Genomic DNA, 22,464 nt, shown 5'->3' on the forward strand with positions numbered 1-22,464 from the left:
CTAAAGCGGCCGCACCATCGTGGTGGCGGCGGCGAAGCCGAAGACGTGGCGCAGCGGGCCGAGGGGTTCGGTGCGCACCGGCAGGAAGCCCTGCCGCTCATACAGCGCCCTTGCCCGCCAGTTGCTGTCGATCACCTCCAGCCGGATCGAGGCATAGCCGCGGGCGCGGCCCTCGGCGCAGAGCGCCTCCAGGAGCGCGGTGCCGATGCCCCGGCCGCGGGCGGCGCGGGTGACGGCGATGCCGTCGACCAGGAAGCGGTGGTTGTCCACCTCGTGCGACAGCATCCACAGCGCCGCGCTGCGCCAGGCGGCGCCGATCCGGCCATAGACCGCGCGCATCTCGGCGGAGGAGCCGCCGACGAAGGCCCCCTCGGGCGACTTGAAGCCGGCGATGCCGAGCAGGCGGCCCTCGGCATCAGTGGCGGTGAAGCAATGGTCCGGCCGCAGGGTGGCGGCGATGAAGCGCAGCGCCCGGTTGTCGGGGCCGAGGACGGTGCCCAGCTTGCCGCCGAACGCCTCCCAGTAAAGCGCCGCGGCCTGGGGGCGCTGGCTGACGGGGAAGCCCTTGGCGATAATGGTCATCGCAGCGCCCCCGCCAGCAGTAGGGGATCGTTGGCGCCGAGGATCCAGCCCTGTTCGGCGGCCTCGGGCGGGGCAGCCAGCAGCGGGGCCAGCGCCTCGGCTTGCGCCAGCCGCCACAGCGCCCGGGACAAGAGCCGCACCTGCGCCTGGTCGCGGGGAAGGGTGTGGCGGTTGGCCTCGATCGCCACCGGCCCGGCGATCAGCGAGGGATAGACCTCTGCCAGCACCACCGCGGCCCCGGCCAGCGCCTCGGGCGGATCGAAGGGCCAGACCGCGGTGCCGGGGCGGGCGGCGAGGCGGTGGATCATCGGCAGGCCGAGCAGGGTCTGCGAGCCGACCGAGCCCGGGTTGAATAGCATCCAGGGCGATTTCGCGCCAGGAGTCATGGTCTCGGCCAGCCGATGCTCGGCGAGGCCCAAGGCGGCATAGTCGATGCCGCGGCGCAGGGCGGGGATGCCGGGCCAGTGCTGCTCGGAGGGGAAGCTCCAGAACGGACCGGGGCCTTCGGGGAACAGCGCGTTTACCGCCTGCGCCACGGCGAAGCGGTTGTTGCGGTTGTCCGGGGCGTCCTCGATGGCCCCGGCCAGCCAGCGCCACAGCGCCCGCGGCCCGGTCTCGCCAGTCAATCGGGCGGAGAAACCGGCGGGATAGGCCATGGCGAAGTCGAAGCCGACCAGGAGGCGCTGGCCTTGGGCGACAGCGGTCCCGATCAGGCCGTCCACCTGCTCCTCGGCGGAGGCGCGGGTGCGGTGGTGCCATTCCGCCCCGCCCTCGGCGTCGTGACAGCCCAGCCAGATGGCATTGGCCCGGTTGACCGCGCTGGTGGGCAGGTTCGCCGCCGACCAGTCGGCCACGATGACGCGGTCAAACCGCAAGCCCGGCCTCGCGCAGGATGAAATCCGCAACGGCAGCGGTGTCGTTCAGGTCCAGCACCGGCACCGGCAGGGTCAGGGCGGCATCGGTGGCCACCGCCCGCACCAGCGGATCGCCGGGCTGGATCAGCGGATGGCCGGTCTCGGCCCGCCAGACCTCCACCTTGGGATGGGCGTCGCGCTTGTAGCCCTCGACCAGCACCAGATCGACCGGGGCGAGGCGGGACAGGATCTGCGGCAGCTCCGGCTCCGGCCCGCGGTGTTCGCGCATCAGCGCGAAACGGTGGGCGGAGGCCAGCACGGTCTCGGTCGCCCCCGCCTTGCGGTGGCGGAAGGTGTCCTTGCCGGGGATGTCGAGGTCCACGTCATGGTGGACATGCTTGACGGTGGAGACGGTGAAGCCCCGCCCGGTGATCTCGGCCACCAGCCGTTCCATCAGCCCGGTCTTGCCCGAGTTCTTCCAGCCGATGACGCCGTAGACCCTCATGGCGCGCCCCCGAGCAGCGCCCCAGCGGCGGCGAGGTCCTGCGGCGTGTTCAGGTTGGCGAAGGCGCCGTCGTCGGGGAAGGCGGCAATGGCGGCATGGTGGGCGGCGGCGAAGTCCATCATCTTCGGCTTGGCGCCCGAGGCGAGGAAATCGGCGAGGGTCGGGGCCAGCGACACCGGCCAGAGGCCGAAGGCCGGGTGCAGTCGCTCCCCCGCGCGGGCGATGGCGAGGTGGGGACCATCGGCGGCCAGGATCAGCCGCGGGGTCAGGTCGCCGGGCAGGAAGGGCGCATCGACCGGGGCCGAGACCAGCGCATCGGCCCCCTGCCCCGCAGCCCAGCGAAGCCCGGCGAGGATGCCGGACAGCGGACCGAGCGGCTGGTCGTCGGCCAGAACCGGCAGGCCGAAGCGCGCCAGCCGGGCCGGGTCGCCGTTGGCGGAGATCGCCAGCGCCTCCACCTGCGGCTCCAGCCGGTGGCGGACATGGGCCAGCAGCGGCCGGCCCGCCAGCGGCACCAGCGCCTTGTCGGCGCCCATGCGGCGGCCTTCACCCCCGGCCAGAATGATCCCGAAAATACGCAAGGCGAACCTCCGGCCCCAGCCCTAGGCGGGCGGGCGGACAAGGTAAAGACCCCAGTTGAGCGGGCGGGCGGCTTCCACATGCGGAGGGTCCGCAGAGGCGGGCGGGAACAGGCGAGGCACTGCCTCGCCCCCGCCCGTGCAGATGGATTCACCCGAAGACGGTGGTCAGGAGAAACCCCGAGAGGCCAGCGCCCGACCGGGCGGGCGAGAAGCGCCCGCCAGGGGGCGGGCGGGCGCTGGCCGGGCCTTTGGGGCCCGGCCGGTCCCGGTTGATCGGTTGCGCTGTGGCGAAGGCAATGGCCTTCGCCAAGGAAACCGCCTCCCGCCGTCAGACCCGGTTGCCCTTCTTGTCGACGAAGATCACGTTGTGCTGGTCGCTGCCGTCGTTCTCTTCGGTCACGATGCGGGTGGTGACGCCCGGCAATTGCCCGAAGCCCTCGCCCAGCTTGATCGGGAACCAGGTCGAGGGGACCGACTCGAACCCGGGCACGCTGCGCAGGATGGCCGAGATCGAACTGGCGCATTGCGCCTTGGGCACGGCGCCGTTGGCTTGCACCTTGCGCAGGATCATCTCGGCCACCTCGGGCGAGACATAGAGCCTGCGCTCCACCACATGGAACTTCTCGGTGGCGGAATCGCGGGCGTGGTAGTCGAGGAAGGCGGCCAGCACGGAATCGGTGATGCCGTAATGCACGTCGCCCTGCACCGGCGCCCGCGGGTGGGTGAAGGTGCCGGCCGGATCGAACAGCACCCTTTGCGAGGCATTGACCAGCAGCGCCGAATGCGCGCCCGAGCCGTTGCGGTCGTTGATCCCGGTGTAAAGCACGATATAGGTCGGCGGCCCCTCGACGTAGCGGGCGGCATCCACCTCGGCCTGGGGCGCGAAGGTATGGTCCGCCCCGCAGGCGGCCAGGCCCAGAAGGGCCATCAGGGCAAGAGCCAGGCGCAGCATCGGATCAGGCGTTCGACAGCGCCAGCAGGATCAGCAGGAAGAGGATGACCACCACCGACCAGACGATCCAGCGGATGAAGCCCGCGAAGGTCCTTTCCTGCACACGGATATCCATCGTGCCGTGCTGATGAGTGCTGTGGGAATGGTCGGCCATCTGTCTTCGCGTCCCGTCTGCTGTTCGCTTTCGTCCTGCGATAGCCGATTCACGCCGCGGTGTCACGAGGGGTTGGCGCCCGTCAGACCGAGCCGTCGCCGGATTCGCCGCCGACCCAGCCCGAGTTCAGGGCAAAGCCGATCCGCCGCGGCGGCTCCTCCTCGCGCACCTTGGGCACGGCGCGCAGGATCACCGAAAGCTGGCTGACATGCTGGACCAGCTGGGTCTTCACCCCGTCCTCGTCGCGGCCGTAGAAGGTCACGATGTCGGGATCGAAATAGCCCAGGCCCTCGATCTGCAGCACGCCGGCATCGCTGCCGGCGAAGCCCATGGCGATCTCCTGGCTGGCATCCAGCTGCGACTCGAAGTTGCGGATGTAGAGGACCAGCCGCTCATAGGCCCATTCGGCGGGGCTTTTCGGCCGGTCGGCCGCGGGGGCGACGGCGGTGCCGGTCTTCGGTTTGCGCTTCTTCGCCGGCGCTGCCGCCCGCGTTCCTGCCCTTGCCTTCGCCGTCTCCGCCATCCGTCACAGCCTTTCCCAGAGATATGCGCCTGTTTCCCCAAGGGAACGGGAAACCTGCCCCCGGCGCAAGAGGCAGTTGAGATGCGCCATGGCCTCGACCAGCGCCAGCCCCTCCTCCGCCGGGCCGATGGGGCGCTTGAAGAGGACCGGGAAGCACTCCACCGCGGTGCGGGACGTGGCCAGGTGATCCAGCAGCCGGTCGAGGGCCGAGACATGGTTGTCGATCATCTGCTCCAGCCGGAACGGCAGGCCGGTGAAGGGCAGCTTGTGGCCCGGCAGGATCAGGTCGCCGTCGCGGGCATGGGGACGGAAGGCGGCGCAGCTGGCCAGCCATTCCGACAGCGGGTCGGCCTCGGGCTCGGTCGGGTAGACGCCGATGTTGGCCGAGATGCCGGGCAAAAGCTGGTCGCCGCCGAGGACGAGGCCCTGGGTCCAGAGCGTGGCATGGTCGGGCGCATGGCCTTGGCCCAGCCGGACGGTCCAGTCGCGGCCGGCAAGGTGCAGGCGGCCACCCTCCTGCATCCGGGTGAAGCCCTGCGGCATCGGATGGACCACATCGGCGAAGTTGAACGGCCGCTCGGCGGCGCGGGCGGCCAGCCTGTCGGGCGGCAACCCGGCGCGGGTCCAGAAGGCCATCGCCTCGGGCGTGGCCTGCGGCTGCAGGTCGAGGGTCAGCATCCTTGCATAGAGCCAGGCAGTGCGGGTGGCGTGCAGTTCCGCGCCCCGGGCCTGGAACCAGCCTGCCATGCCGACATGGTCGGGATGGTGGTGGGTCAGGATCACCCGCGTCACCGGCCGGCCGCGCAGCGGGCCTTGCAGGAGGCTTTCCCACAGCGCCTCGCCCCGGCGCGACTTCAGCCCGGTGTCGACGATGGCCCAGCCGGACCCGTCCTCCAGCGCGTAGATGTTCACATGGTCCAGCGCCATCGGCAGCGGCAGGCGCAGCCAGAGGATGCCAGGCACGACCTCACGCGCCTCGCCAAGGGCGGGAGGTTCGGGAAAAGGGTGGTGGATGGCGTCGGTCATGGGGCAGTCCTCGCCGGTTCTGCCGCCGGTTTCAAGCCGGAGACGGGCGCGCCTGTCCCCAAGGTCGATTGGGCGCTTCGCCCCCGGTGCGGCATCAGCCGGCAAGCGCCTCGGGCGGCAGGGCATAGAGGTCGGCCGCGCCTTGGCGGGAGCGGGCCAGCAGCGCGGCGTGTTCCGGCAGCAGCCGGCGGATCATCACCCGGGCCAGCGGCGCGCGCGCAGGGTCGGCCAGCGCAGCCTTCAAATGGAAGGCGCTGCCGAGGACCAGGGCGAAGGCGCGCAGGTAGGGCACGGCGCCGGCGAAGCGGTCGTTCAGGTCCTGGGCCAGCAGCGCCTCGGTCGCCTCGCGCAGGGTCTCGGCGGCCTGCCAGAGGTCGTTCGCCAGGTCGGGCAGGCGGGCGCGGGCGGCGGCGGCAAGGGTCTCGACCTCGCCGATCAGGCGGAAGGCGGCCTCGCCTCCGTCGGCCAGCTTGCGGCCCACCAGGTCCATCGCCTGGATGCCGTTGGTGCCCTCGTAGATCGCGGTGATGCGGGCGTCGCGCAGGAATTGCGCCGCGCCGGTCTCCTCGATGAAGCCCATGCCGCCGTGGACCTGCACGCCGGTATCCGCCACCCGGCAGCCGGTGTCGGTGCCGTAGGCCTTGGCGATGGGGGTCAGGAAGGCGGCGCGGACCTGCCATGCCGCATCCCCGGTCGCGTTGCCCATGTCGATCGCCACCGCACAGGCCAGCGCGATGGCGCGGGCGGCGAAGACCTCGGCCCGGGCCTCGGCCAGCATCCGGCGCACATCGGCATGGCCGATGATGCCGGGCACGCCCTCGGCCGTCGGCCCCTGCACCCGGTCCTGCGCATAGGCCACCGCCTTCTGCAGCGCGGCCTCGGCCACGCCCACGCCCTGCGCGCCGACGCCGAGGCGGGCGTTGTTCATCATGGTGAACATCGCCGCCATCCCCTTGTGCGGCCCGCCCACCAGCCAGCCCTTCGCGCCGTCGAACTGCATCACACAGGTCGGGCTGCCGTGGATGCCCAGCTTGTGTTCCAGGCTGACCACCTTCAGGCTGTTCGCCTGCCCTGGGTTGCCATCGGCATCGGGCAGCAGCTTCGGCACCATGAAGAGGGAAATCCCCTTCGTCCCCGGCGCGGCGTCGGGCAGGCGGGCCAGCACCAGGTGGCAGACATTGGCGGTGATGTCGCTGTCGCCCCAGGTGATGAAGATCTTCTGGCCGGTGATGGCATAGGTGCCGTCGCCCAGGGGCTCTGCCTTCGTGCGCAGTGCGCCCACGTCCGAGCCCGCCTGCGGCTCGGTCAGGTTCATCGTGCCGGACCATTCGCCCGAGATCAGCTTCGGCAGGTAGAGCGCCTTCAACTCGTCGGAAGCGTGATGCTCCAGCGCCTCGATCTGGCCCTGGGTCAAGAGCGGCTTCAACTGCAAGGCCAGGCAGGCGCCCGAGACCATCTCGTTCACCGCGGTGTTCAGCGCCATGGGCAGGCCCATGCCGCCGTGATCCGGGCTGGCGGCCAGGCCGATCCAGCCGCCCGCCGCGATGGCGCGGTAGCCCTCGGCGAAGCCGGGGGAGGTGCGGACCACGCCGTTCTCCAGCCGGGAGGGGTGCAGGTCGCCGGCCTGGTTCAACGGCGCCAGAACGTCGTCGCAGAGCTTCGCCGCCTCCGACAGGATGGCGGCGGCGGTGTCGGGGGTGGCCTCGGCGAAGCGGTCGGTTCCGGCGACGGCCGCGAAATCCACCACATGTTCCAGGATGAACCGATGGTCTTCGGCGGGGGCGCGGTAGGTCATGGGGGCTCCGGGCGATGCGAGATGCGGCTTGTGAAACGGGGCTTCTTGCGACTAAGGGCAGGCTAGCGCAAGCTGCAACCCCTTCAAGACGGACGCTGCGTCAGATGGACCGCACCGAGACCCTGCCCGCCGACGATGCCGGCATCGCCCGCGCGGCGGCGCTGCTGCGCGAGGGGCGGCTGGTCGCCTTCCCGACCGAGACGGTCTACGGCCTCGGCGGCGATGCCACCGACGACCGGGCGGTGGCGCGGATCTTCGAGGCCAAGGGGCGGCCGCGCTTCAACCCGCTGATCGTGCACCTGCCGGGGCTGGAGGAGGCCGAGGTGGTCGCCGTCTTCGACCATCGGGCGCGGGCGGTGGCCGGGGCGTTCTGGCCCGGGCCGCTGACGCTGGTGCTGCCCCTGCGCGAGGGCGCGGGGATTTCGCCGCTGGTCACCGCGGGCCTGCCGACGGTGGCGATAAGGGTGCCGGCGCATCCGGTGGCGCGGGCGCTGTTGCGTGCCGCGGGGAGGCCGGTGGCGGCGCCTTCCGCCAACCCTTCGGGCCGGGTGTCGCCGACGCGGGCGGCGCATGTGCTGGACGGGCTGGCCGGGCGGATCGCTGCGGTGGTGGACGGCGGCGCCTGCGCGGTGGGGGTGGAGTCGACGATCCTCGGGCTGGACGGGGAGCCGCGGCTGCTGCGCCCCGGCGGCATTCCGGCCGAGGCGCTGGAGGCCGCCTTGGGGCAGCCCCTGACCACCGGCGGCAGCGCGGCGAAGCCGAATGCGCCGGGCCAGCTCGCCTCGCATTACGCGCCGGGGGCAATGGTGCGGCTGAATGCGCGGGCGGCGGAGACCGGGGAGATTCTGGTCGGCTTCGGCCCGGTGAAGGGCGATCTGACGCTTTCGCCCGGCGGCGATCTGGTCGAGGCGGCGGCCAACCTGTTCCACATCCTGCGCGAGGCCGATGCGCTGGCGGGCCCGCAGGGCCGCATCGCCTTCGCCCCCATCCCCGGCCACGGCCTCGGCCGCGCGATCAACGACAGGCTGAGCCGGGCGGCGGCCCCGCGGGGGTAAGGCAACCGACATTTTGCACGGCGAGGCCGGGCGGGATCAGGCGAGGCACTGCCTCGCCCCCGCCCGTGCGCGGCGGGTCAACCGGAGACGGCAGTCACGAGAACCCCGGGAGGCCAGCGCCCGACCCGGCGGGCGAGAAGCGCCTGGCCCAAGGGCGGGGCGGGCGCTGGCCGGGCCTTGAGGGCCCGGCCGGACAAGGGGAGCCGTTGCACGGTGGCGAAGGCACGCGGCTTCGCCAAGGAAACCGGGTGGAACGGCGCGAAATGCTGCCCCCCGGTCCGGCATCCCGCAGCAGCGCCGCGACTTTTCCCCGTTAAATCATCGGGAATTCTATGCGATGATTCCCCCGCGCAGCGGAGCGCGGGCAAGGCCACCGCCCGGCAAGAGGCGGGCCGAGAAAGGGAACCTGGAGATGCTTAACGAATTCAAGACTTTCATCGCACGCGGCAACGTGTTGGATCTGGCCGTCGGTATCATCATCGGCGCGGCCTTCACCGCCATCGTCACCTCGCTGGTGGACGACCTGATCAACCCGCTGATCGGCCTGGTCATCGGCGGCGTCGATTTCAGCGCGCTCAGCTTCGGCCTCGGCGATGCCCAGTTCATGTATGGCAACTTCATCAACGCGGTGATCAAGTTCCTGATCGTGGCCTGGGTGGTGTTCCTGCTGGTCAAGGCGGTGAACCGGCTGCTGCCGAAGAAGGAAGAGGCCCCGGCGGCGCCTGCCGGCCCCTCGGACAACGACCTGCTGAAAGAGATCCTGATCGAGCTGAAGAAGAAATAGCCAGGGAAGAACGGCCCGCAGTCCCGGCTGCGGGCCGCCGATATCAGGCCGCGGCGGCCGGGCGCGGCCGGAAGTTCCAATACCAGATCCGATAGGCCCAGAGGGCGAGCAGAGGGCCGAAGTGGATCAGGGCAGGGGTCCAGCCGCCCCAGTCGTGAAGGGCAGCCCAGTGGATCAGCACCAGCACGGCCGCCGGCCAGGCCAGGCGCTGCAGCCCCTTCCATCCCCCGCGCAGCCAGCGCTGCGACAGGCCGTTCGAGGTCAGCCCCAGCGGCAGGAACAGCAGCATCGCCAGCCAGCCGGTCCAGATGAAGGTTTCGGGCAGGGCGGCGACGATCCGGTCGAGCGAGCCGCGGTCGATGACATAGACCGCCGTATGCAGCGCAGCGTAGAGGAAGGCCGCCACCTCGATGTCGCGGCGGTGGTGCATCAGCCAGCGCGGCCACTGGCGGCCCCGGAACAGCAGCATCAGGCCGGAGGCCATCATGCCGACGATCATGAAGCGCGCAGCCCATTCGCCGGTGGGATGCAGCAGGCGGTGGAAGGCCCGCGCGTCGTCGCCCGTCAACGGGCCGATCATCGACATCGCCGGCAGCGCAAGGACGACCCACAGCACGAGGGTCGACGGACTGTAACCAAGAATTTTCATGGGGCACCTTCGGTCTGGTGCCCCATATACGCCGCGGCGCGGCGGTTCCGTCGTTCAGAGCGCCAGCGCCTCGGCCGCGGGGATCGAGGGCAGGTTCAGCGCCGCGCCCACCGCCTCGTAGGTCAGCTTGCCGGCATGGACGTTCAGCCCGGCCAGCAGGTGCCGGTCCTCGGCGCAGGCGCGTTTCCAGCCCTTGTCGGCCAGGGCCAGCATGAAGGGCATGGTGGCGTTGCCCAGCGCCTGGGTCGAGGTGCGGGCCACCGCGCCGGGCATGTTGGCGACGCAGTAGTGCATCACCCCGTCGACCTCGTAGATCGGGTCCTGGTGGGTGGTGGCGCGGCTGGTCTCGAAACAGCCGCCCTGGTCGATCGCCACGTCGACCAGCGCCGAGCCCGGCTTCATCTCCTTCAGCTGCGCCCGGGTGACCAACTTGGGCGCCGCCGCGCCGGGGATCAGCACCGCGCCGACCACCATGTCGGCCGTCCTGATCAGTTCGGCCAGCGCGCCGGCGCTGGAATATTGCGTCACCAGCTTGCCGTGGAAGATGTCGTCCAGATAGCTCAGCCGGGGGACCGAGCGGTCCAGCACCGTCACCCGCGCGCCCATGCCGACGGCGACCCGCGCCGCCGCGGTGCCGACCACGCCGCCGCCGACGATCACCACATTGGCCGGCGCCACGCCGGGCACCCCGCCCAGCAGGACGCCGGAGCCGCCGTTGGCCTTCTGCAAGGTCCAGGCGCCGACCTGCGGCGCCAGCCGGCCCGCCACCTCGGACATCGGCGCCAGAAGGGGCAGGCCGCCGCGGGCATCGGTCACCGTCTCGTAGGCGATGCAGGTCGCGCCCGAGGCCAGCAGGTCGCGGGTCTGGTCGGGGTCCGGCGCAAGGTGCAGGTAGGTGAACAGCACCTGCCCCTCGCGCAGGCGCTTGCGCTCCGCCGCCTGCGGCTCCTTCACCTTCACGATCATCTCCGACCGCGAGAACACCTCCTCGGCGGTATCGACGATCCGCGCCCCGGCGGCGATGTAATCGGCATCGGTGAAGCCCGCGCCGAGACCGGCGTTCTTCTCGATCACCACCTCATGGCCATGGGCGATGGCCTCGCGCGCCGCGTCGGGAGTCATCCCGACGCGGAACTCCTGCGGTTTGATTTCTTTCGGACATCCGATCTTCATTCTTCTCTCCCTGTCGGCCTTCGCGGCCTGTGGGGGCAGGGTGCGGCAGAATCGCCGCCGATGTTTTGATTTTTGTCTGGCGCAGGGTCCGCGATGCGGTAGAAATTTCGCAGAAACCTTGCCCGTGCAGGAAAAATCGCCGTGGACAGTGCCCTTGACGCGACCGACCGCAGGATTCTTGCAGCCTTACAGAAGGAAGGCCGCATCACCAATGCCGAGTTGAGCGAGCGGGTGAACCTCTCCCCCTCCGCCTGCCACCGCCGGGTGCAGCGGCTGGAGGAAGAGGGCTTCATCGCCGGCTACGTGGCGCTGGTCGATGCCCGGAGGCTGGGCAAGCCGACCACCGTCTTCGTCGAGATCACGCTGGAATCCCAGGCCGAGGAACTGCTGGACGCCTTCGAGCGGGCGGTGGCGAAGGTGCCGGACATCCTGGAATGCCACCTGATGGCGGGGACGGCCGACTATCTGCTGAAGATCGTCGCCGAGGACACCGAGGATTTCGCCCGCATCCACCGCCAGCGCCTCAGCCGCCTGCCCGGGGTGCGGCAGATGCAGTCCAGCTTCGCCCTGCGCGAGGTGGTGCGGACCACGGCGCTGCCGGTGTAGGACGGGTTGCGGCCGAGGGCCGGCCGGCCTATCTTTCGCCCGTGCCGCAAGGCACGCATGGAGTGTGGATGTCCGAGCTTGCATGACAGGGCTCTCCGGAACCCGGAGAGCCGCGTGAACCGTTAGTCGCCCGCCGCATTGCGGTCGGGTGGGGTTTTCGTCTGTCATCCACGAGCATCCATGAACATCTCGCGTTCCGAACAGCGTGCCCTGCACGTTCTGGCCCTTGGCGGCCATATCCTCCACAGCCGCAGCAAGGGCCGCAAGGTCACCGAAATCCTCTGCCTGACACGCGAGGGGCTGGTCCTGTCGGACTGCACCCTGAGCATCTTCCAGTCGCTGCGCCGCAAGGGGTTGATCGAATCCCGCGCGGGATCGCCCTACCGGATCTCGCTTGCGGGCCGCCGGGCGGTGCGGGCGCAACTGGACAACCAAGGCTGAGCGCGCAGCGGAGCGGCAGTTGCCCCCTTGAACTTGCCGCGCCGCCGCGACAGGTTCTGCAACCGCCGTCGCGTGGACGGGCATATCGGGCGGTCGGCCCGGGAAAGGTCGGGGATGGAGGCGGGGCGCAAACTGCTGGCCGAAGGTCTGGGGACGGCGTTTCTGGCCGCGGCGGTGATCGGCGCCGGGATCATGGCGGGCGGGCTGACCGACAATGCCGCGCTGGCGCTGCTGGTGACGGCGGCGACATCGGCGCTGGCGCTCTACGTGATGATCACGGTGATGATGCCGGTCTCGGGCGGGCATCTGAACCCGGCGGTGACGCTGGCCTTCGCCCTGCGGCGCGAGATCGCCCCCGCGCAGGCGGTGGCCTATGTCGCGGCGCAGGTTGCGGGCGGGATGGCCGGCATCCTGCTGACCCATGCGATGTTCGGGCTGCCGCTGGCGCAGGTGTCGCAGACCGCGCGGAGCGGCGGCGGGCTCTGGCTGGCCGAGGGGGTGGCGACGTTCGGGCTGATCCTCGTCATCCTCGGCGCGCTGAACGCGCGGGCGAACGTGGCCGCCATCGTCGCCGCCTTCATCGGCGCGGCCTACTGGTTCACCGCCTCCAGCGGCTTCGCCAATCCCGCGCTGACGCTGGTGCGCGCCTTCACCGACACGCCGGGCGGCATCCGGCCGGCCGACGTGCCGGGCTTCCTGATCGGCGAGACCCTGGGGGCGCTGCTTGCCGTCGCCCTTGGCGGCTGGCTGTTCAGCAGGACTGGCGCCGCTAGGGAAAGCTGACCCTTCGGCCTTGCGCGAAACGCAGGGCGGGCTTGCGGCGCCGGGACTTGTCGGCAGGGCACCGCAGGCCCAGCTTGGGGACGAGCAGGACATGCCTGCCCGGCAACCGGGAGGTTCCCATGGAACGCAACTTCACCCCCCTGTCCACCCTGCGCCGGATCGCGGCGAATGTCGCCGAGGCGCTGGACCTGATGTTCAACGCCGGCCCCCGCCTGGCCGAGCTTCGCCATCTGGCCACCGCCAGCGACAACCGGCTGTCCGCCCGCGGGCTGACCCGGCAGGGCGAACTGGCGCGCATCCTCGGCCGCCGCTGATCCCCTCTGCACCCAAAGGAAAACCCCCGGCCGATGGCGCGGGGGTTGACCTTGTATGGACCTCGCGGTCCCAGCTTCGCTAACGCCTCAGAGTGCGCCTTCGCGTTGAGCCTTCTTGCGGGCGAGTTTACGGGCGCGGCGGATCGCCTCGGCCTGTTCGCGCGCTTTCTTGACCGACGGTTTCTCGAAATGCTGCTTGAGCTTCATTTCGCGGAACACGCCTTCACGCTGAAGTTTCTTCTTCAGGGCCCGGAGGGCCTGTTCGACGTTGTTGTCGCGGACGCTGACCTGCATGTGGTTGTCACCACCTTCCTAAGCTAGAGTTGCACTGATGTGCAGGCTGGCGGCCTATAGCAAAGGCCGCCGGTCCTGTCCACCGTTCCGGCGGAAAGGAGGTCGACATGCCCGAAGACGCAACGCGCAAGGCGATTTTGCAGGCCGCATTGGCCCATGTGCCCTTCGACGGCTGGTCCGAGGCCACGCTGCGGGCGGCGGCCACCGATTCGGCCGTGCCCCTCGCGCTGGCCCGGGCGCTGTTCCCGCGCGGCGGGCTGGACCTGGCGCTGGACTACCACCGGGCCGGCGACCGGGCGATGGCAGAGGCGCTGGCGGCCGATGACCTGTCGGCCCTGCGCTTCCGCGACCGGGTGGCGCGGGCGGTGATGCTGCGGCTGGAAGGCGCCGACCGCGAACTGGTCCGCCGCGGCGCCGCGCTCTTCGCCCTGCCGCAGAATGCCGCCGCCGGGGCGCGGGCGGTCTGGGGCACCGCGGATGCGATCTGGGCCGCGCTCGGCGATACCGCCGACGACATCAACTGGTATTCCAAGCGCGCCAGCCTCTCGGCCGTCTACGGCGCCACGGTGCTGTTCTGGCTGGGCGACGAATCGACCGGCCATCAGGCCACCCGCGATTTCCTCGACCGCCGCATCGAGGGGGTGATGCGGTTCGAGAAGGCCAAGGCCGCCTTTGCCGCCAATCCGCTGGGCAAGGCCTTGCTTTCCGGGCCGTTCAAGGTTCTGGAAAGGATTCATGCGCCAAAAGCCGCGGACGACCTGCCGGGCCGGAACTGAGGGGAAGAGATGACACTTTCGCATTCGATGCTGGCGATGGAGATCGTCGCCCCCGGCGGGCCGGACGTGCTGAAACCCTGCTCGATGCCGGTGCCGGTGCCGGGCCATGGCCAGATCGTGATCCGGGTGGCCTTTGCCGGGGTGAACCGCCCCGACGCCCTGCAACGCGCCGGGGCCTATGCGCCGCCGCCCGACGCCTCGCCGCTGCCGGGGCTGGAATGTTCCGGCACGGTGGTGGAATGCGGGCCGGGGGTGACGCGCTGGTCGATCGGCGACAAGGTCTGCGCCCTGCTGCCGGGCGGCGGCTATGCCGAATATGCGGTGACGCACGAAAGCCACGCCCTGCCGCTGCCCGACGGGATGTCGCTGAAGGAGGCCGCCTGCCTGCCGGAGACCTGCTTCACCGTCTGGTCCAACGTGGTGATGCGCGGGCGGCTGGAGGCGGGGCAGAAGCTCTTGGTCCATGGCGGCACCAGCGGCATCGGCACCACGGCAATCCAGATCGCCAAGGCGCTCGGCGCAAGGGTCTTCGCCACCGCGGGGTCGGACGACAAGGTGAAGTTCTGCAAGGATCTGGGCGCCGAGGAGGCCTGGAACTACCGCGACCGCGACTGGTCGCAACTGATGGCGCAGGCCGGCGGGGCGGATGTGATCCTCGACATGGTGGGCGGGTCCTATATCCCGCGCAACATCAAGGCGCTGGCCAATGACGGCCGGTTGGTGCAGATCGCCTTCCTGCAAGGCGCGAAGGCCGAGCTGAACTTCGCCGAGGTGATGACCCGGCGGCTGACCATCACCGGCTCGACCCTGCGGCCGCAGAGCGAGCAGGCCAAGGCCCGGATCGCCGCGCAGGTGGAGGCGCAGGTCTGGCCGATGATCGCCCGCGGCGCGCTGAAGGTGGTGCTGGACAGCGAATTCGCCCTGACCGAGGCCCCGCAGGCGCATTGGCGGATCGAATCCTCCGGCCATATCGGCAAGATCGTGCTGAAGGTGGAGGAATAGAGGCGGCGAGTGGCGGGGTGAACCCCGCCACTCCTTCGGTATCCGCGGGCGGGAGAAGGCGAGGCACTGCCTCGCCCCTGCCCGTGCGGACGGGTTCAACCGGAGACCTGTCGGCACGAGACCGGATGAGGCCAGCGCCCGACCCGGCGGGCGAGAAGCGCCCGCCGAGGGCGGGGCGGGCGCTGGCCGGGCCTTGGGGGCCCGGCCGGTCCCGGTTGATCCGTTACGCCATGGCGAAGGCACGCGCCTTCGCCAAATCATGCCGGAAAAAACGGACCCGCCTACCGCACCGCCTCCAACACCGCGTCCTGCAGCTTGCAGTCGCGGATCGTGTCGGCGCCGCAGCGGCGGGGCTCCAGGTCTTTCGTCAGGCACAACCGGACCTCCTGGATCATCCCGTCCTGGCAGGTGACGGTGATCTGGTCGCGCTTCAGCCCGGGGTTCGACTCGAGGAACGCCCCCTCGATCACCGAGGCCGGAACCTCCAGCGTCTTCGACATCCGGGCGAAGACCGGCGGGATGACGATGCCCTCATAAGCCCGCCGGGCGGTGCGGAAATAGTCCTCCGGCGCCAGGCCCGAACAGCGGCCGTGCTTCTTCCACTGGTAGAAGGCCAGCCCTGCGCCGCCCATCACATCGGCCATCGCCGCGGTCTCGCCCCTTGTCGGATCGCGCTCGGCCGTGCGGCAATACTGCGGCCAGCCCCTTTCGTGCTGCGGCCAGAGGCCGTGCAGCACGAAGGTCAGCCCCCTGCCCCGGTTGCATTGCGGATCGTCGCGGGCATCGCCCTCCAGCGCGCACCAGGCCGAGGACCAGGACAGCGACAGGACATAATAGTCGAAGTCCCCCGCCCGCTCGCCATCGGCCTGCACCGGCCCGGCCAGCAGCGCCGCGAGGAACGCGAAAGCCCAACGCATTTTGACTTTTCCTTCACCCGGATTGGCACTATATGGACGGGGAATTCCCCGACATGGAGAACTCGCGGGCCAGGCCCGCAGCCGTTTTCCCGGCCCGGGAGAGATTTGTAAAGGAGCCAGAGATGAACAAGCCGATCATGGCGCGCGCGACCGCTGTCTGGCTGGTGGACAACACCACGCTGACCTTCCGGCAGATCGCCGAATTCTGCGGGATGCACGAGCTGGAAGTGCAGGGCATCGCCGACGGCGACGTGGGCGGCGGGGTGAAGGGCTTCGATCCCATCGCCAACAACCAGCTGGACCCGATCGAGATCGAACGCGGCCAGGCCGATCCGCTCTACAAGCTGAAGCTGAAATACAACGCCGCCGCCGTGGGCGAGGACAAGCGCCGCGGCCCGCGCTACACGCCGCTCTCCAAGCGGCAGGACCGGCCGAACGCCATCCTCTGGCTGGTCAAGTTCCACCCCGAGCTGTCGGACGGCGCCATCGGCAAGCTGGTCGGCACCACCAAGCCCACCATCCAGTCGATCCGCGAGCGCACGCACTGGAACATCCAGAGCATGACGCCGATCGACCCGGTGGCGCTCGGCCTGTGCAAGCAGTCGGAGCTGGACGCCGCGGTGCAGGCCGCCGCCCGCAAGAAGGCCGCCGAGGGCACGGTGATGAGCGACGACGAACGCCGCAAGCTGGTGTCGACCGAACAGTCGCTGGGCATGGCGCCGGAAGAACCGAAGATGCCCTCGGGCCTGACGGGGCTGGAGGTCTTCGGCGACGAGGAGAAGGACGACAGCCCGGCCTCGGACTTCTCGGACGCCGACAGCTTCTTCAACCTGCCCGGCGGGCAGGACGACGACGAGGACGAGGAAGACCACCGCCGCTGAGCGCCGGCTCGATTGCCGAGACGAAGACCCCGGGACCGCCAGTCCCGGGGTTTTTCCTTGATGACGGGCTTTGTCATTGGACCCGGGCGCCGGGGCCGGGCATGATCAGCGGCATCGAAAGACCTTTCAACCCTCTGATCCTACGGTCCTTTTTCATCACGCTGGCGGCGATTGCCGCCGACCAGGTTCCTCCCGGTGCCTCCGCCCCGGTCCGGCAAGTCCCCCGCCGGACCGGGGTTTTTCCTTTCGTGGCACCGCTTGCAAAATCCGATAGCATCGCTAGATTGCTTGCATGAACAGCAAGCATCGCCGCACACTGGAGACCGTCTTCACCGATCCGGTCTCGGGCACGATCAACTGGTCGGATGTGGAGGCGCTGCTGATCTGGGCCGGGGCGACGCTGGTCTAAGGGCGCGGCTCGCGCGTCCGCTTCGTCTGCGGGCAGGAGGTGGAGACCTTCCACCGCCCGCATCCGGCGAAGGAGGCGAAACGCTATCAGGTCCGCGCGGCGCGGGACTTTCTGGAACGCATCGGGGTAAGGCCATGAATTCCATGAGCTACAAGGGCTATTCGGCCCGCATCGACTATGACGACGAGGACGGCCTCTTCGTCGGCCGGATCGCCGGCATCCGCGACGGGGTAGGCTTCCACGCCGACACGGTGGAGGGGCTGCGCGAAGCCTTTCACGAAGCCGTCGAGGATTATCTGGAGACCTGCGTCAGGGTGGGGAAGGAGCCGCAGCGGTCCTTCTCGGGCCAGATGATGTTCCGGGTGGACCCGGAGGTGCACCGCAAGGCGGCGCTGGCGGCGGAACTGGCGGGGAAAAGCCTGAACGCCTGGGCGGAAGAGGTGCTGGAGAAGGCGGCGGAGCAGTAACTACTATTTTTTCTTAAATATCTTTACTCGAATCAGAGGGCGCTTTATATGGAGGATACGGATAGCATCTCCACCACAAGGAGTTACCCAATGAAAACCATCGAGATTGATTTCGATGTCCACCGCCTCATTGAGCTTGAACGACAAGGCTTCGACGAACCCGAGAATTCCGCTCTGCGCAGATTGCTGAAGCTTCCCACCTCCAACGCTCCGTCTACCCCGACCAAGGCGGCAGCCGGCTCAGAGGGTCCGGAAGAAACGACGGATGCGGGCATGGCTTGGTCGTGGAAGGGAGTAGTGCTTCCGCATGGCACTCAACTCCGCATGGAATATCGAGGGCAAATGGTGCGGGGGCAAGTTCAGAACGGAAAATGGGTGGTGGCGGGTAAGCCCTACACCAGCCCTTCGGACGCTGCTGGATCATCTGTAAAAACTAAGCGTGGCGACAGGCCAAGCTTGAATGGCTGGGTCTATTGGGAGGTCAAGCGACCCACCGATACTTCTTGGCGCAAGCTCAATAGTCTTAAATGAGGGCCAACGGACGGCGGCTGGACTCTTGAGACTTCAGCCGCCGTGCTTCACCATCACATGCCTTACCACCGTATAGTCCTCCAGCGCATAGGAACTCATGTCCTTGCCGTAGCCGCTTTGCTTCAGGCCGCCGTGGGGCATCTCGTTCACCAGCATGAAATGGGTGTTGATCCAGGTGCAGCCGTAGCGCAGCCGCGCCGCGGTGGCCATGGCGCGGCCGACGTCGCGGGTCCAGACCGAGGAGGCGAGGCCGTAGTCGCTGTCGTTGGCCCAGGCGACGGCCTGGTCCACCTCGGAGAAGGGCGTGACCGAGACGACGGGGCCGAAGACCTCGCGGCGGACGATCTCGTCCTCCTGCCTTGCGCCGGCCACCACGGTGGGGCGGTAGTAGAAGCCCTGCTCCATCGCCTCGCCGCCGGTGGTGACCTGGACATGCGGCAGTTCGCGGGCGCGGTTGACGAAGCTGGCCACCCGGTCGCGCTGGCGTTGGCTGATCAGCGGGCCGATCTCGTTCGTGCTGTCGTCCTCGGCCGCAAGGGTGATCGAGGCGGCGGCGGCGGTCAGGTCGGCCACCAAGTTGTCGTAGATCTTGCGGCCGGCGTAGACCCGGCAGGCGGCGGTGCAGTCCTGCCCGGCGTTGTAGAAAGAAAATGCCCGCAGCCCCTCGACCACCGCTTCAAGGTCGGCGTCATCGAAGACCACCACCGGGGCCTTGCCGCCGAGTTCCAGATGGGTGCGCTTCACCGTCTTCGCCGCGGCGTCCAGCATCTTGCGGCCCGTCGCCACGTCGCCGGTCAGCGAGATCATGTCCACCTGCGGATGATGGATCAGGTGATTTCCCACCGTCTGCCCGCGCCCGGCGACGACGCTGACCACGCCCTCGGGCAGTTCCTCGGCCAGGATTCTCGCCAGCTTCAAGGCGGTCAGCGGCGTCTGTTCCGAAGGCTTGAACACCACGGTATTGCCGCCGCCGAGGGCCGGGCACAGCTTCCAGGCCATCATCATCAGCGGGTAGTTCCAGGGCGCGATGGAGGCGACCACCCCGACCGGATCGCGGCGGATCATGCTGGTGTGGCCGGGCAGGTATTCGCCGGCCAGCGCGCCGGTCATGCAGCGGACGGCGCCGGCGAAGTAGCGGAAGCAGTCGACGGTGGCCGGGAGTTCATCCCCCTTCGCGGCGTTGATCGGCTTGCCGCAGTTCAGCGCCTCCAGCGCGGCGAAATCCTCCGCCTCGGCCTCGATCCGGTCGGCGATGCGCAGAAGCGCGGCCGAGCGTTCGCCGGGCGTGGTGCGGGACCAGCTGTCGAAAGCCTTGCGGGCGGCGGCGACGGCGCGGTCCACCTGCGCAGTGGAGGCCTCGGGAATGTCCACGATCAGCGCGCCGGTGCGGGGGTTCAGGATCGGCTCCGGCGTCTCCTGTCCGGGCTCGAAGGCAGAGCCGATGAGAAGCTGGCTGTCCATGTCTCACTCCCTCATTTGCCCGCGCCGGCGGTGTCGGAGCCGCCGCGGGTCAGGTAATAGGCTGCAAGGATCGGCAGGAAGGTGGCCGCGAAGACGACGATGGCGACCACGTTGGTGACCGGCCGCTGCCGGGGCCGGATCAGTTCGTTATACATCCAGATCGGCAGGGTGGATTGCTGACCGGCGGTGAAGGTGGTGACGATCACCTCGTCGAAGGACAGGGCGAAGGCCAGCATCCCGCCCGCCAGCAGGGCGGAGCCGAGGTTGGGCAAGAGGATATGGCGGAAGGTCTGGAAGGCATTGGCGCCGAGGTCGGCGCTGGCCTCCATGATGCCGCCGGACAGCCGGCGCAGGCGGGCCACCGCGTTGTTGTAGACGATGACGATGCAGAAGGTGGCGTGGCCCAGGACGATGGTCCAGGTGCTGAAGGGGATGTCCATGACGCCGAAGGCGCTGCGCAGCGACATGCCGGTGATCACTCCGGGCAGGGCGATCGGCAGGATGACCAGCAGGCTGAGCTGGTCGCGGCCGAAGAAGCGGGCACGGGCCATGGCCCCGGCGATCAGGGTGCCGAGGATCATCGCCAGCACGGTGGAGATGGCGGCAACCCGCAGCGACAGCCAGAGCGGCGGCCAGATGTCCTCGCGCCCCCAGGCGACGCCGAACCATTGCGTGGTCAGGCCGGGGGGCGGGAACTGGTAGGTGCGTTCCTCGGTGGTGAAGGCATAGAGAAAGATCAGCAGGATCGGCAGGTGCAGGAACAAGAGCCCGCCGAGCGCGGCGATCTTCAGGCCGAGGGGGGCGCGGGGGGCATCAGAGCGCATCGAAGGCCCCCGCCCGCTTGGCGGCCGTCAGATAGGCCAGCATGATCAGGATCGGCACCACAGCGAAGGCCGCCGCCAGCGGGATGTTCCCGGCGGTGCCCTGCAACTGGTAGACCGCCATGCCGATGAAATTGGCCGAATTCCCCACGATCTGCGGGATGATGTAGTCGCCCAGCGTCAGCGAGAATGTGAAGATCGACCCGGCGATCACCCCGGGCATCGCCAGCGGCAGCACCACGCTGCGGAAGGTCTGGGCGCGGGTGGCGCCAAGGTCGGCGCTGGCCTCCAGCATCGAGACCGGCACCCGCTCCAGCGCCGCCTGCATCGGCAGGATCATGTAGGGCAGCCAGACATAGACGAAGACCGCGAAGGTGCCGACGGGCGAGGTGGAGAGCGAGGAGCTTTCCAGCCCGGGCACGGAGAGGATGCCGTCGATGATCCAACTCGTATGCGTCCGCTCGGCGGCCCAGGTCAGGATGCCCTCCTTCGCCAGGATCAGCTTCCAGGCATAGACCTTGACCAGGTAGCTGGACCACAGCGGCAGCATGACGCCCAGGTAGAAGGCGGCCTTCCAGGGGCCTTTCGCATAGCGGGCGGCGAAATAGGCGATGGGGAAGGCCAGCGCGGCGGAGGCCAGGGTGACGGCGGCGGCCATCAGCACGGTGCGGGTGATGATGTCCAGGTTCTGCGCCCGGAACAGCTCGGCATAGGTCTTGAGGGTGAATTCCTCCTTCACCACGCCGGAGAATTCGTCGATCGAGTAGAAGCTTTGCAGCAGCAGCGCCGCCAGCGAGCCGAGGTAGACCACCCCCAGCCACAGGAGCGGCGGGCTGACCAGCAGCAGCAGGAGCACCCAGGGCCGCCGCCAGAACAGCGCCGTCAGCCGGTCGCCCGGGCCGCGGGCGGGAAGGATCGCGCCGCTCATGCCGCAAGTCCTTGGCTGGCCGGGCCGGGGGCCAGCCCCCGGACCCCCGGAGTATTTCCGTCAAGAGGAAGCCGCAAAGGTCCAGTGAACTTCCTCTTGATCCAAATACTCCGGGGGGAGCCGGAGGCGGGGGGCAGCGCCCCCCTCTGCGGGTGCGGCAAGGCGGCAAGGGCGGCCATCACGCGCCCTCCATCAGGTGCAGCGCGCTCGGGTCGAAGGCGATGCTGCGGGTCTCCCCCTCCGCCGGCAGCGGCTGGCCGGCGGGGACCAGGGCGGCGACTTCGGTCTCGGCCACGCGGATCACCACCCGGGTGGCGGCGCCGAGGTAGCGCAGCGCGGTCACCGGGCCGGAGACCGGGCCGGTGACCGCGAGCCGCACTGTCTCGGGGCGGAGCGAGGACCAGCGGGCGGGGCCGCCGAGGGCCTGGGTCAGCGCCGGCGGCAGCACGTTGGACGATCCGACGAAATCGGCGACGAAGCGGCTGGCCGGACGGTCGTAGATCTCCTGCGGGGTGCCGATCTGGGCGATCTTCCCCTCGTTGAACACCGCAAGGCTGTCGGCCATCGACAAAGCCTCGTGCTGGTCGTGGGTGACAAAGACGAAGGTCAGCCCCAGCTTCACCTGCAGCGCCTTCAACTCGTCCTGCATCGCCTCGCGCAGCTTCAGGTCCAGCGCGCCGAGCGGCTCGTCCAACAGCAGCACTCGCGGCTCGTTCACCAGCGCCCGGGCCAGCGCGACCCGCTGGCGCTGGCCGCCGGACAGCTGCGCCGGCTTGCGGTCGCCGTAGCCTTCCAGATGGACAAGCGCCAGCATCTCCTCGGCCTTCGCATAGCGCGGCGCCCGGGCCATGCCCTTGACCATCAGCCCGTAGGCCACGTTGTCGCGGACGTTCAGGTGCGGGAACAGCGCATAATCCTGGAAGACGGTGTTGACCGCCCGCAGATGCGGCGGCGTGGTCGAGACATCCTCGCCGAAGATGCGGATCGCGCCCCCCGTCGGCTGTTCGAAGCCCGAGATCAGCCGCAGGCAGGTGGTCTTGCCCGAGCCGGAGGGGCCGAGCATGGCGAAGAACGACCCCTCGGCGATGGTCAGGTCCACGCCGTCGACCGCCTTCACGGCGCCGAAGTGACGGGATACGTTGAGGAATTCGACGGCTGCGGTCATGGGACAGGCATTCCGTAGGGTGCGCATCCCTGCGC

General features: G+C 69.4%; 28 protein-coding genes. 11 read left to right on the forward strand and 17 right to left on the reverse strand.

The features are described from left to right. From G5B31_RS01265 to G5B31_RS01305, 9 genes are all read right to left on the reverse strand, one after another. Positions 1–582 carry an N-acetyltransferase gene (locus G5B31_RS01265; protein WP_165012997.1) on the reverse strand — a complete coding sequence of 194 codons (582 nt, stop codon included), beginning with the start codon at positions 580–582 and terminating at the stop codon, positions 1–3. Beyond that, positions 579–1,457 (reverse strand): molybdopterin guanine dinucleotide synthesis, encoded by an 879-nt coding sequence (locus G5B31_RS01270; RefSeq protein WP_165012999.1) that lies wholly within the window; start codon positions 1,455–1,457, stop codon positions 579–581. Before G5B31_RS01270 ends, G5B31_RS01265 begins: the two co-directional genes overlap by 4 nt. Then, positions 1,447–1,941: a molybdopterin-guanine dinucleotide biosynthesis protein B gene (mobB, locus tag G5B31_RS01275; RefSeq protein WP_165013001.1), complete on the reverse strand. Its 495-nt coding sequence runs from the start codon at positions 1,939–1,941 to the stop codon at positions 1,447–1,449. Before mobB ends, G5B31_RS01270 begins: the two co-directional genes overlap by 11 nt. Beyond that, complete coding sequence (gene mobA, locus G5B31_RS01280) at positions 1,938–2,522, reverse strand: molybdenum cofactor guanylyltransferase MobA (protein ID WP_165013003.1); 585 nt, start codon at positions 2,520–2,522, stop codon at positions 1,938–1,940. The genes mobB and mobA overlap by 4 nt, the downstream gene beginning before the upstream one ends. A gap of 328 nt (positions 2,523–2,850) precedes the next feature. Next, positions 2,851–3,474 (reverse strand): hypothetical protein, encoded by a 624-nt coding sequence (locus tag G5B31_RS01285; protein WP_165013005.1) that lies wholly within the window; start codon positions 3,472–3,474, stop codon positions 2,851–2,853. Between the two features lie 4 nt (positions 3,475–3,478). Further along, entirely contained in the window at positions 3,479–3,628 is a 150-nt protein-coding gene (locus tag G5B31_RS01290) for an aa3-type cytochrome c oxidase subunit IV (RefSeq protein ID WP_165013007.1), read from the reverse strand. 82 nt (positions 3,629–3,710) lie between these two features. Continuing rightward, a complete protein-coding gene (locus G5B31_RS01295) occupies positions 3,711–4,151 on the reverse strand; it encodes a DUF6173 family protein (protein ID WP_165013009.1) in 441 nt (146 codons plus the stop codon). Between the two features lie 3 nt (positions 4,152–4,154). Further along, a complete protein-coding gene (locus G5B31_RS01300) occupies positions 4,155–5,177 on the reverse strand; it encodes an MBL fold metallo-hydrolase (protein WP_165013011.1) in 1,023 nt (340 codons plus the stop codon). A gap of 94 nt (positions 5,178–5,271) precedes the next feature. Beyond that, positions 5,272–6,972, reverse strand: coding sequence for an acyl-CoA dehydrogenase (locus G5B31_RS01305; RefSeq protein WP_165013013.1), 1,701 nt, complete (start codon positions 6,970–6,972; stop codon positions 5,272–5,274). Positions 6,973–7,076: 104 nt separating this feature from the next. Between G5B31_RS01305 and G5B31_RS01310 the strand changes: the two genes are divergently transcribed. Together G5B31_RS01310 and mscL are read left to right on the forward strand one after the other, a co-directional pair. Next, positions 7,077–8,027: an L-threonylcarbamoyladenylate synthase gene (locus tag G5B31_RS01310; protein ID WP_165013015.1), complete on the forward strand. Its 951-nt coding sequence runs from the start codon at positions 7,077–7,079 to the stop codon at positions 8,025–8,027. A gap of 406 nt (positions 8,028–8,433) precedes the next feature. Beyond that, positions 8,434–8,811 (forward strand): large-conductance mechanosensitive channel protein MscL, encoded by a 378-nt coding sequence (mscL, locus tag G5B31_RS01315; protein WP_276616097.1) that lies wholly within the window; start codon positions 8,434–8,436, stop codon positions 8,809–8,811. A 43-nt stretch (positions 8,812–8,854) separates the two neighbouring features. Here the strand turns inward: mscL and G5B31_RS01320 are convergent, their stop codons facing one another. Further along, positions 8,855–9,460, reverse strand: coding sequence for a sulfite oxidase heme-binding subunit YedZ (locus tag G5B31_RS01320; RefSeq protein WP_165013019.1), 606 nt, complete (start codon positions 9,458–9,460; stop codon positions 8,855–8,857). A 54-nt stretch (positions 9,461–9,514) separates the two neighbouring features. Then, positions 9,515–10,633: an alanine dehydrogenase gene (ald, locus tag G5B31_RS01325; RefSeq protein WP_165013021.1), complete on the reverse strand. Its 1,119-nt coding sequence runs from the start codon at positions 10,631–10,633 to the stop codon at positions 9,515–9,517. Between the two features lie 141 nt (positions 10,634–10,774). Here ald and G5B31_RS01330 point away from each other — a divergent pair, with 141 nt between their 5' ends. From G5B31_RS01330 to G5B31_RS01345, 4 genes are all read left to right on the forward strand, one after another. Then, positions 10,775–11,239 carry an Lrp/AsnC family transcriptional regulator gene (locus G5B31_RS01330; RefSeq protein ID WP_165013023.1) on the forward strand — a complete coding sequence of 155 codons (465 nt, stop codon included), beginning with the start codon at positions 10,775–10,777 and terminating at the stop codon, positions 11,237–11,239. 180 nt (positions 11,240–11,419) lie between these two features. After that, positions 11,420–11,680 carry a YjhX family toxin gene (locus G5B31_RS01335; RefSeq protein WP_165013025.1) on the forward strand — a complete coding sequence of 87 codons (261 nt, stop codon included), beginning with the start codon at positions 11,420–11,422 and terminating at the stop codon, positions 11,678–11,680. Between the two features lie 114 nt (positions 11,681–11,794). Continuing rightward, complete coding sequence (locus G5B31_RS01340) at positions 11,795–12,463, forward strand: aquaporin (RefSeq protein WP_165013027.1); 669 nt, start codon at positions 11,795–11,797, stop codon at positions 12,461–12,463. 119 nt (positions 12,464–12,582) lie between these two features. Further along, complete coding sequence (locus tag G5B31_RS01345; RefSeq protein ID WP_165013029.1) at positions 12,583–12,777, forward strand: hypothetical protein; 195 nt, start codon at positions 12,583–12,585, stop codon at positions 12,775–12,777. An 87-nt stretch (positions 12,778–12,864) separates the two neighbouring features. Here G5B31_RS01345 and rpsU read toward each other — a convergent pair whose 3' ends face one another. Continuing rightward, complete coding sequence (rpsU, locus tag G5B31_RS01350) at positions 12,865–13,071, reverse strand: 30S ribosomal protein S21 (RefSeq protein ID WP_082400860.1); 207 nt, start codon at positions 13,069–13,071, stop codon at positions 12,865–12,867. A gap of 107 nt (positions 13,072–13,178) precedes the next feature. Here rpsU and G5B31_RS01355 point away from each other — a divergent pair, with 107 nt between their 5' ends. Together G5B31_RS01355 and G5B31_RS01360 are read left to right on the forward strand one after the other, a co-directional pair. Continuing rightward, positions 13,179–13,847, forward strand: a complete 669-nt coding sequence (locus G5B31_RS01355; protein ID WP_165013031.1) for a COQ9 family protein — start codon at positions 13,179–13,181, stop codon at positions 13,845–13,847. A 9-nt stretch (positions 13,848–13,856) separates the two neighbouring features. Then, positions 13,857–14,849 carry an NAD(P)H-quinone oxidoreductase gene (locus G5B31_RS01360; protein WP_165013033.1) on the forward strand — a complete coding sequence of 331 codons (993 nt, stop codon included), beginning with the start codon at positions 13,857–13,859 and terminating at the stop codon, positions 14,847–14,849. 281 nt (positions 14,850–15,130) lie between these two features. On the opposite strand, the gene G5B31_RS01365 is transcribed toward G5B31_RS01360, so the two are convergent. Continuing rightward, a complete protein-coding gene (locus G5B31_RS01365) occupies positions 15,131–15,766 on the reverse strand; it encodes a ribonuclease T2 (protein WP_165013036.1) in 636 nt (211 codons plus the stop codon). A gap of 122 nt (positions 15,767–15,888) precedes the next feature. Here G5B31_RS01365 and G5B31_RS01370 point away from each other — a divergent pair, with 122 nt between their 5' ends. From G5B31_RS01370 to G5B31_RS01385, 3 genes are all read left to right on the forward strand, one after another. Further along, entirely contained in the window at positions 15,889–16,647 is a 759-nt protein-coding gene (locus tag G5B31_RS01370; protein ID WP_165013038.1) for a DUF1013 domain-containing protein, read from the forward strand. A 543-nt stretch (positions 16,648–17,190) separates the two neighbouring features. After that, positions 17,191–17,523 carry a type II toxin-antitoxin system HicB family antitoxin gene (locus tag G5B31_RS01380; RefSeq protein WP_165013040.1) on the forward strand — a complete coding sequence of 111 codons (333 nt, stop codon included), beginning with the start codon at positions 17,191–17,193 and terminating at the stop codon, positions 17,521–17,523. Positions 17,524–17,613: 90 nt separating this feature from the next. After that, positions 17,614–18,054, forward strand: a complete 441-nt coding sequence (locus G5B31_RS01385; RefSeq protein WP_165013042.1) for a hypothetical protein — start codon at positions 17,614–17,616, stop codon at positions 18,052–18,054. Between the two features lie 33 nt (positions 18,055–18,087). Here G5B31_RS01385 and G5B31_RS01390 read toward each other — a convergent pair whose 3' ends face one another. The 4 genes from G5B31_RS01390 to G5B31_RS01405 form a co-directional block, all read right to left on the reverse strand. Then, positions 18,088–19,515, reverse strand: a complete 1,428-nt coding sequence (locus G5B31_RS01390) for a gamma-aminobutyraldehyde dehydrogenase (RefSeq protein ID WP_165013044.1) — start codon at positions 19,513–19,515, stop codon at positions 18,088–18,090. Between the two features lie 11 nt (positions 19,516–19,526). Then, the gene (locus G5B31_RS01395; protein ID WP_165013046.1) at positions 19,527–20,339 is read right to left on the reverse strand and encodes an ABC transporter permease; all 813 of its coding nucleotides are present in this window, start codon (positions 20,337–20,339) and stop codon (positions 19,527–19,529) included. After that, positions 20,329–21,264 carry an ABC transporter permease gene (locus G5B31_RS01400; RefSeq protein WP_165013048.1) on the reverse strand — a complete coding sequence of 312 codons (936 nt, stop codon included), beginning with the start codon at positions 21,262–21,264 and terminating at the stop codon, positions 20,329–20,331. The genes G5B31_RS01395 and G5B31_RS01400 overlap by 11 nt, the downstream gene beginning before the upstream one ends. Before the next feature lie 178 nt (positions 21,265–21,442). Continuing rightward, positions 21,443–22,429: an ABC transporter ATP-binding protein gene (locus G5B31_RS01405; RefSeq protein WP_165013050.1), complete on the reverse strand. Its 987-nt coding sequence runs from the start codon at positions 22,427–22,429 to the stop codon at positions 21,443–21,445. Positions 22,430–22,464 lie beyond the last annotated feature (35 nt).

Source organism: Rhodobacter sp. SGA-6-6, assembly GCF_011043545.1.
Lineage (GTDB): Bacteria > Pseudomonadota > Alphaproteobacteria > Rhodobacterales > Rhodobacteraceae > Pseudogemmobacter.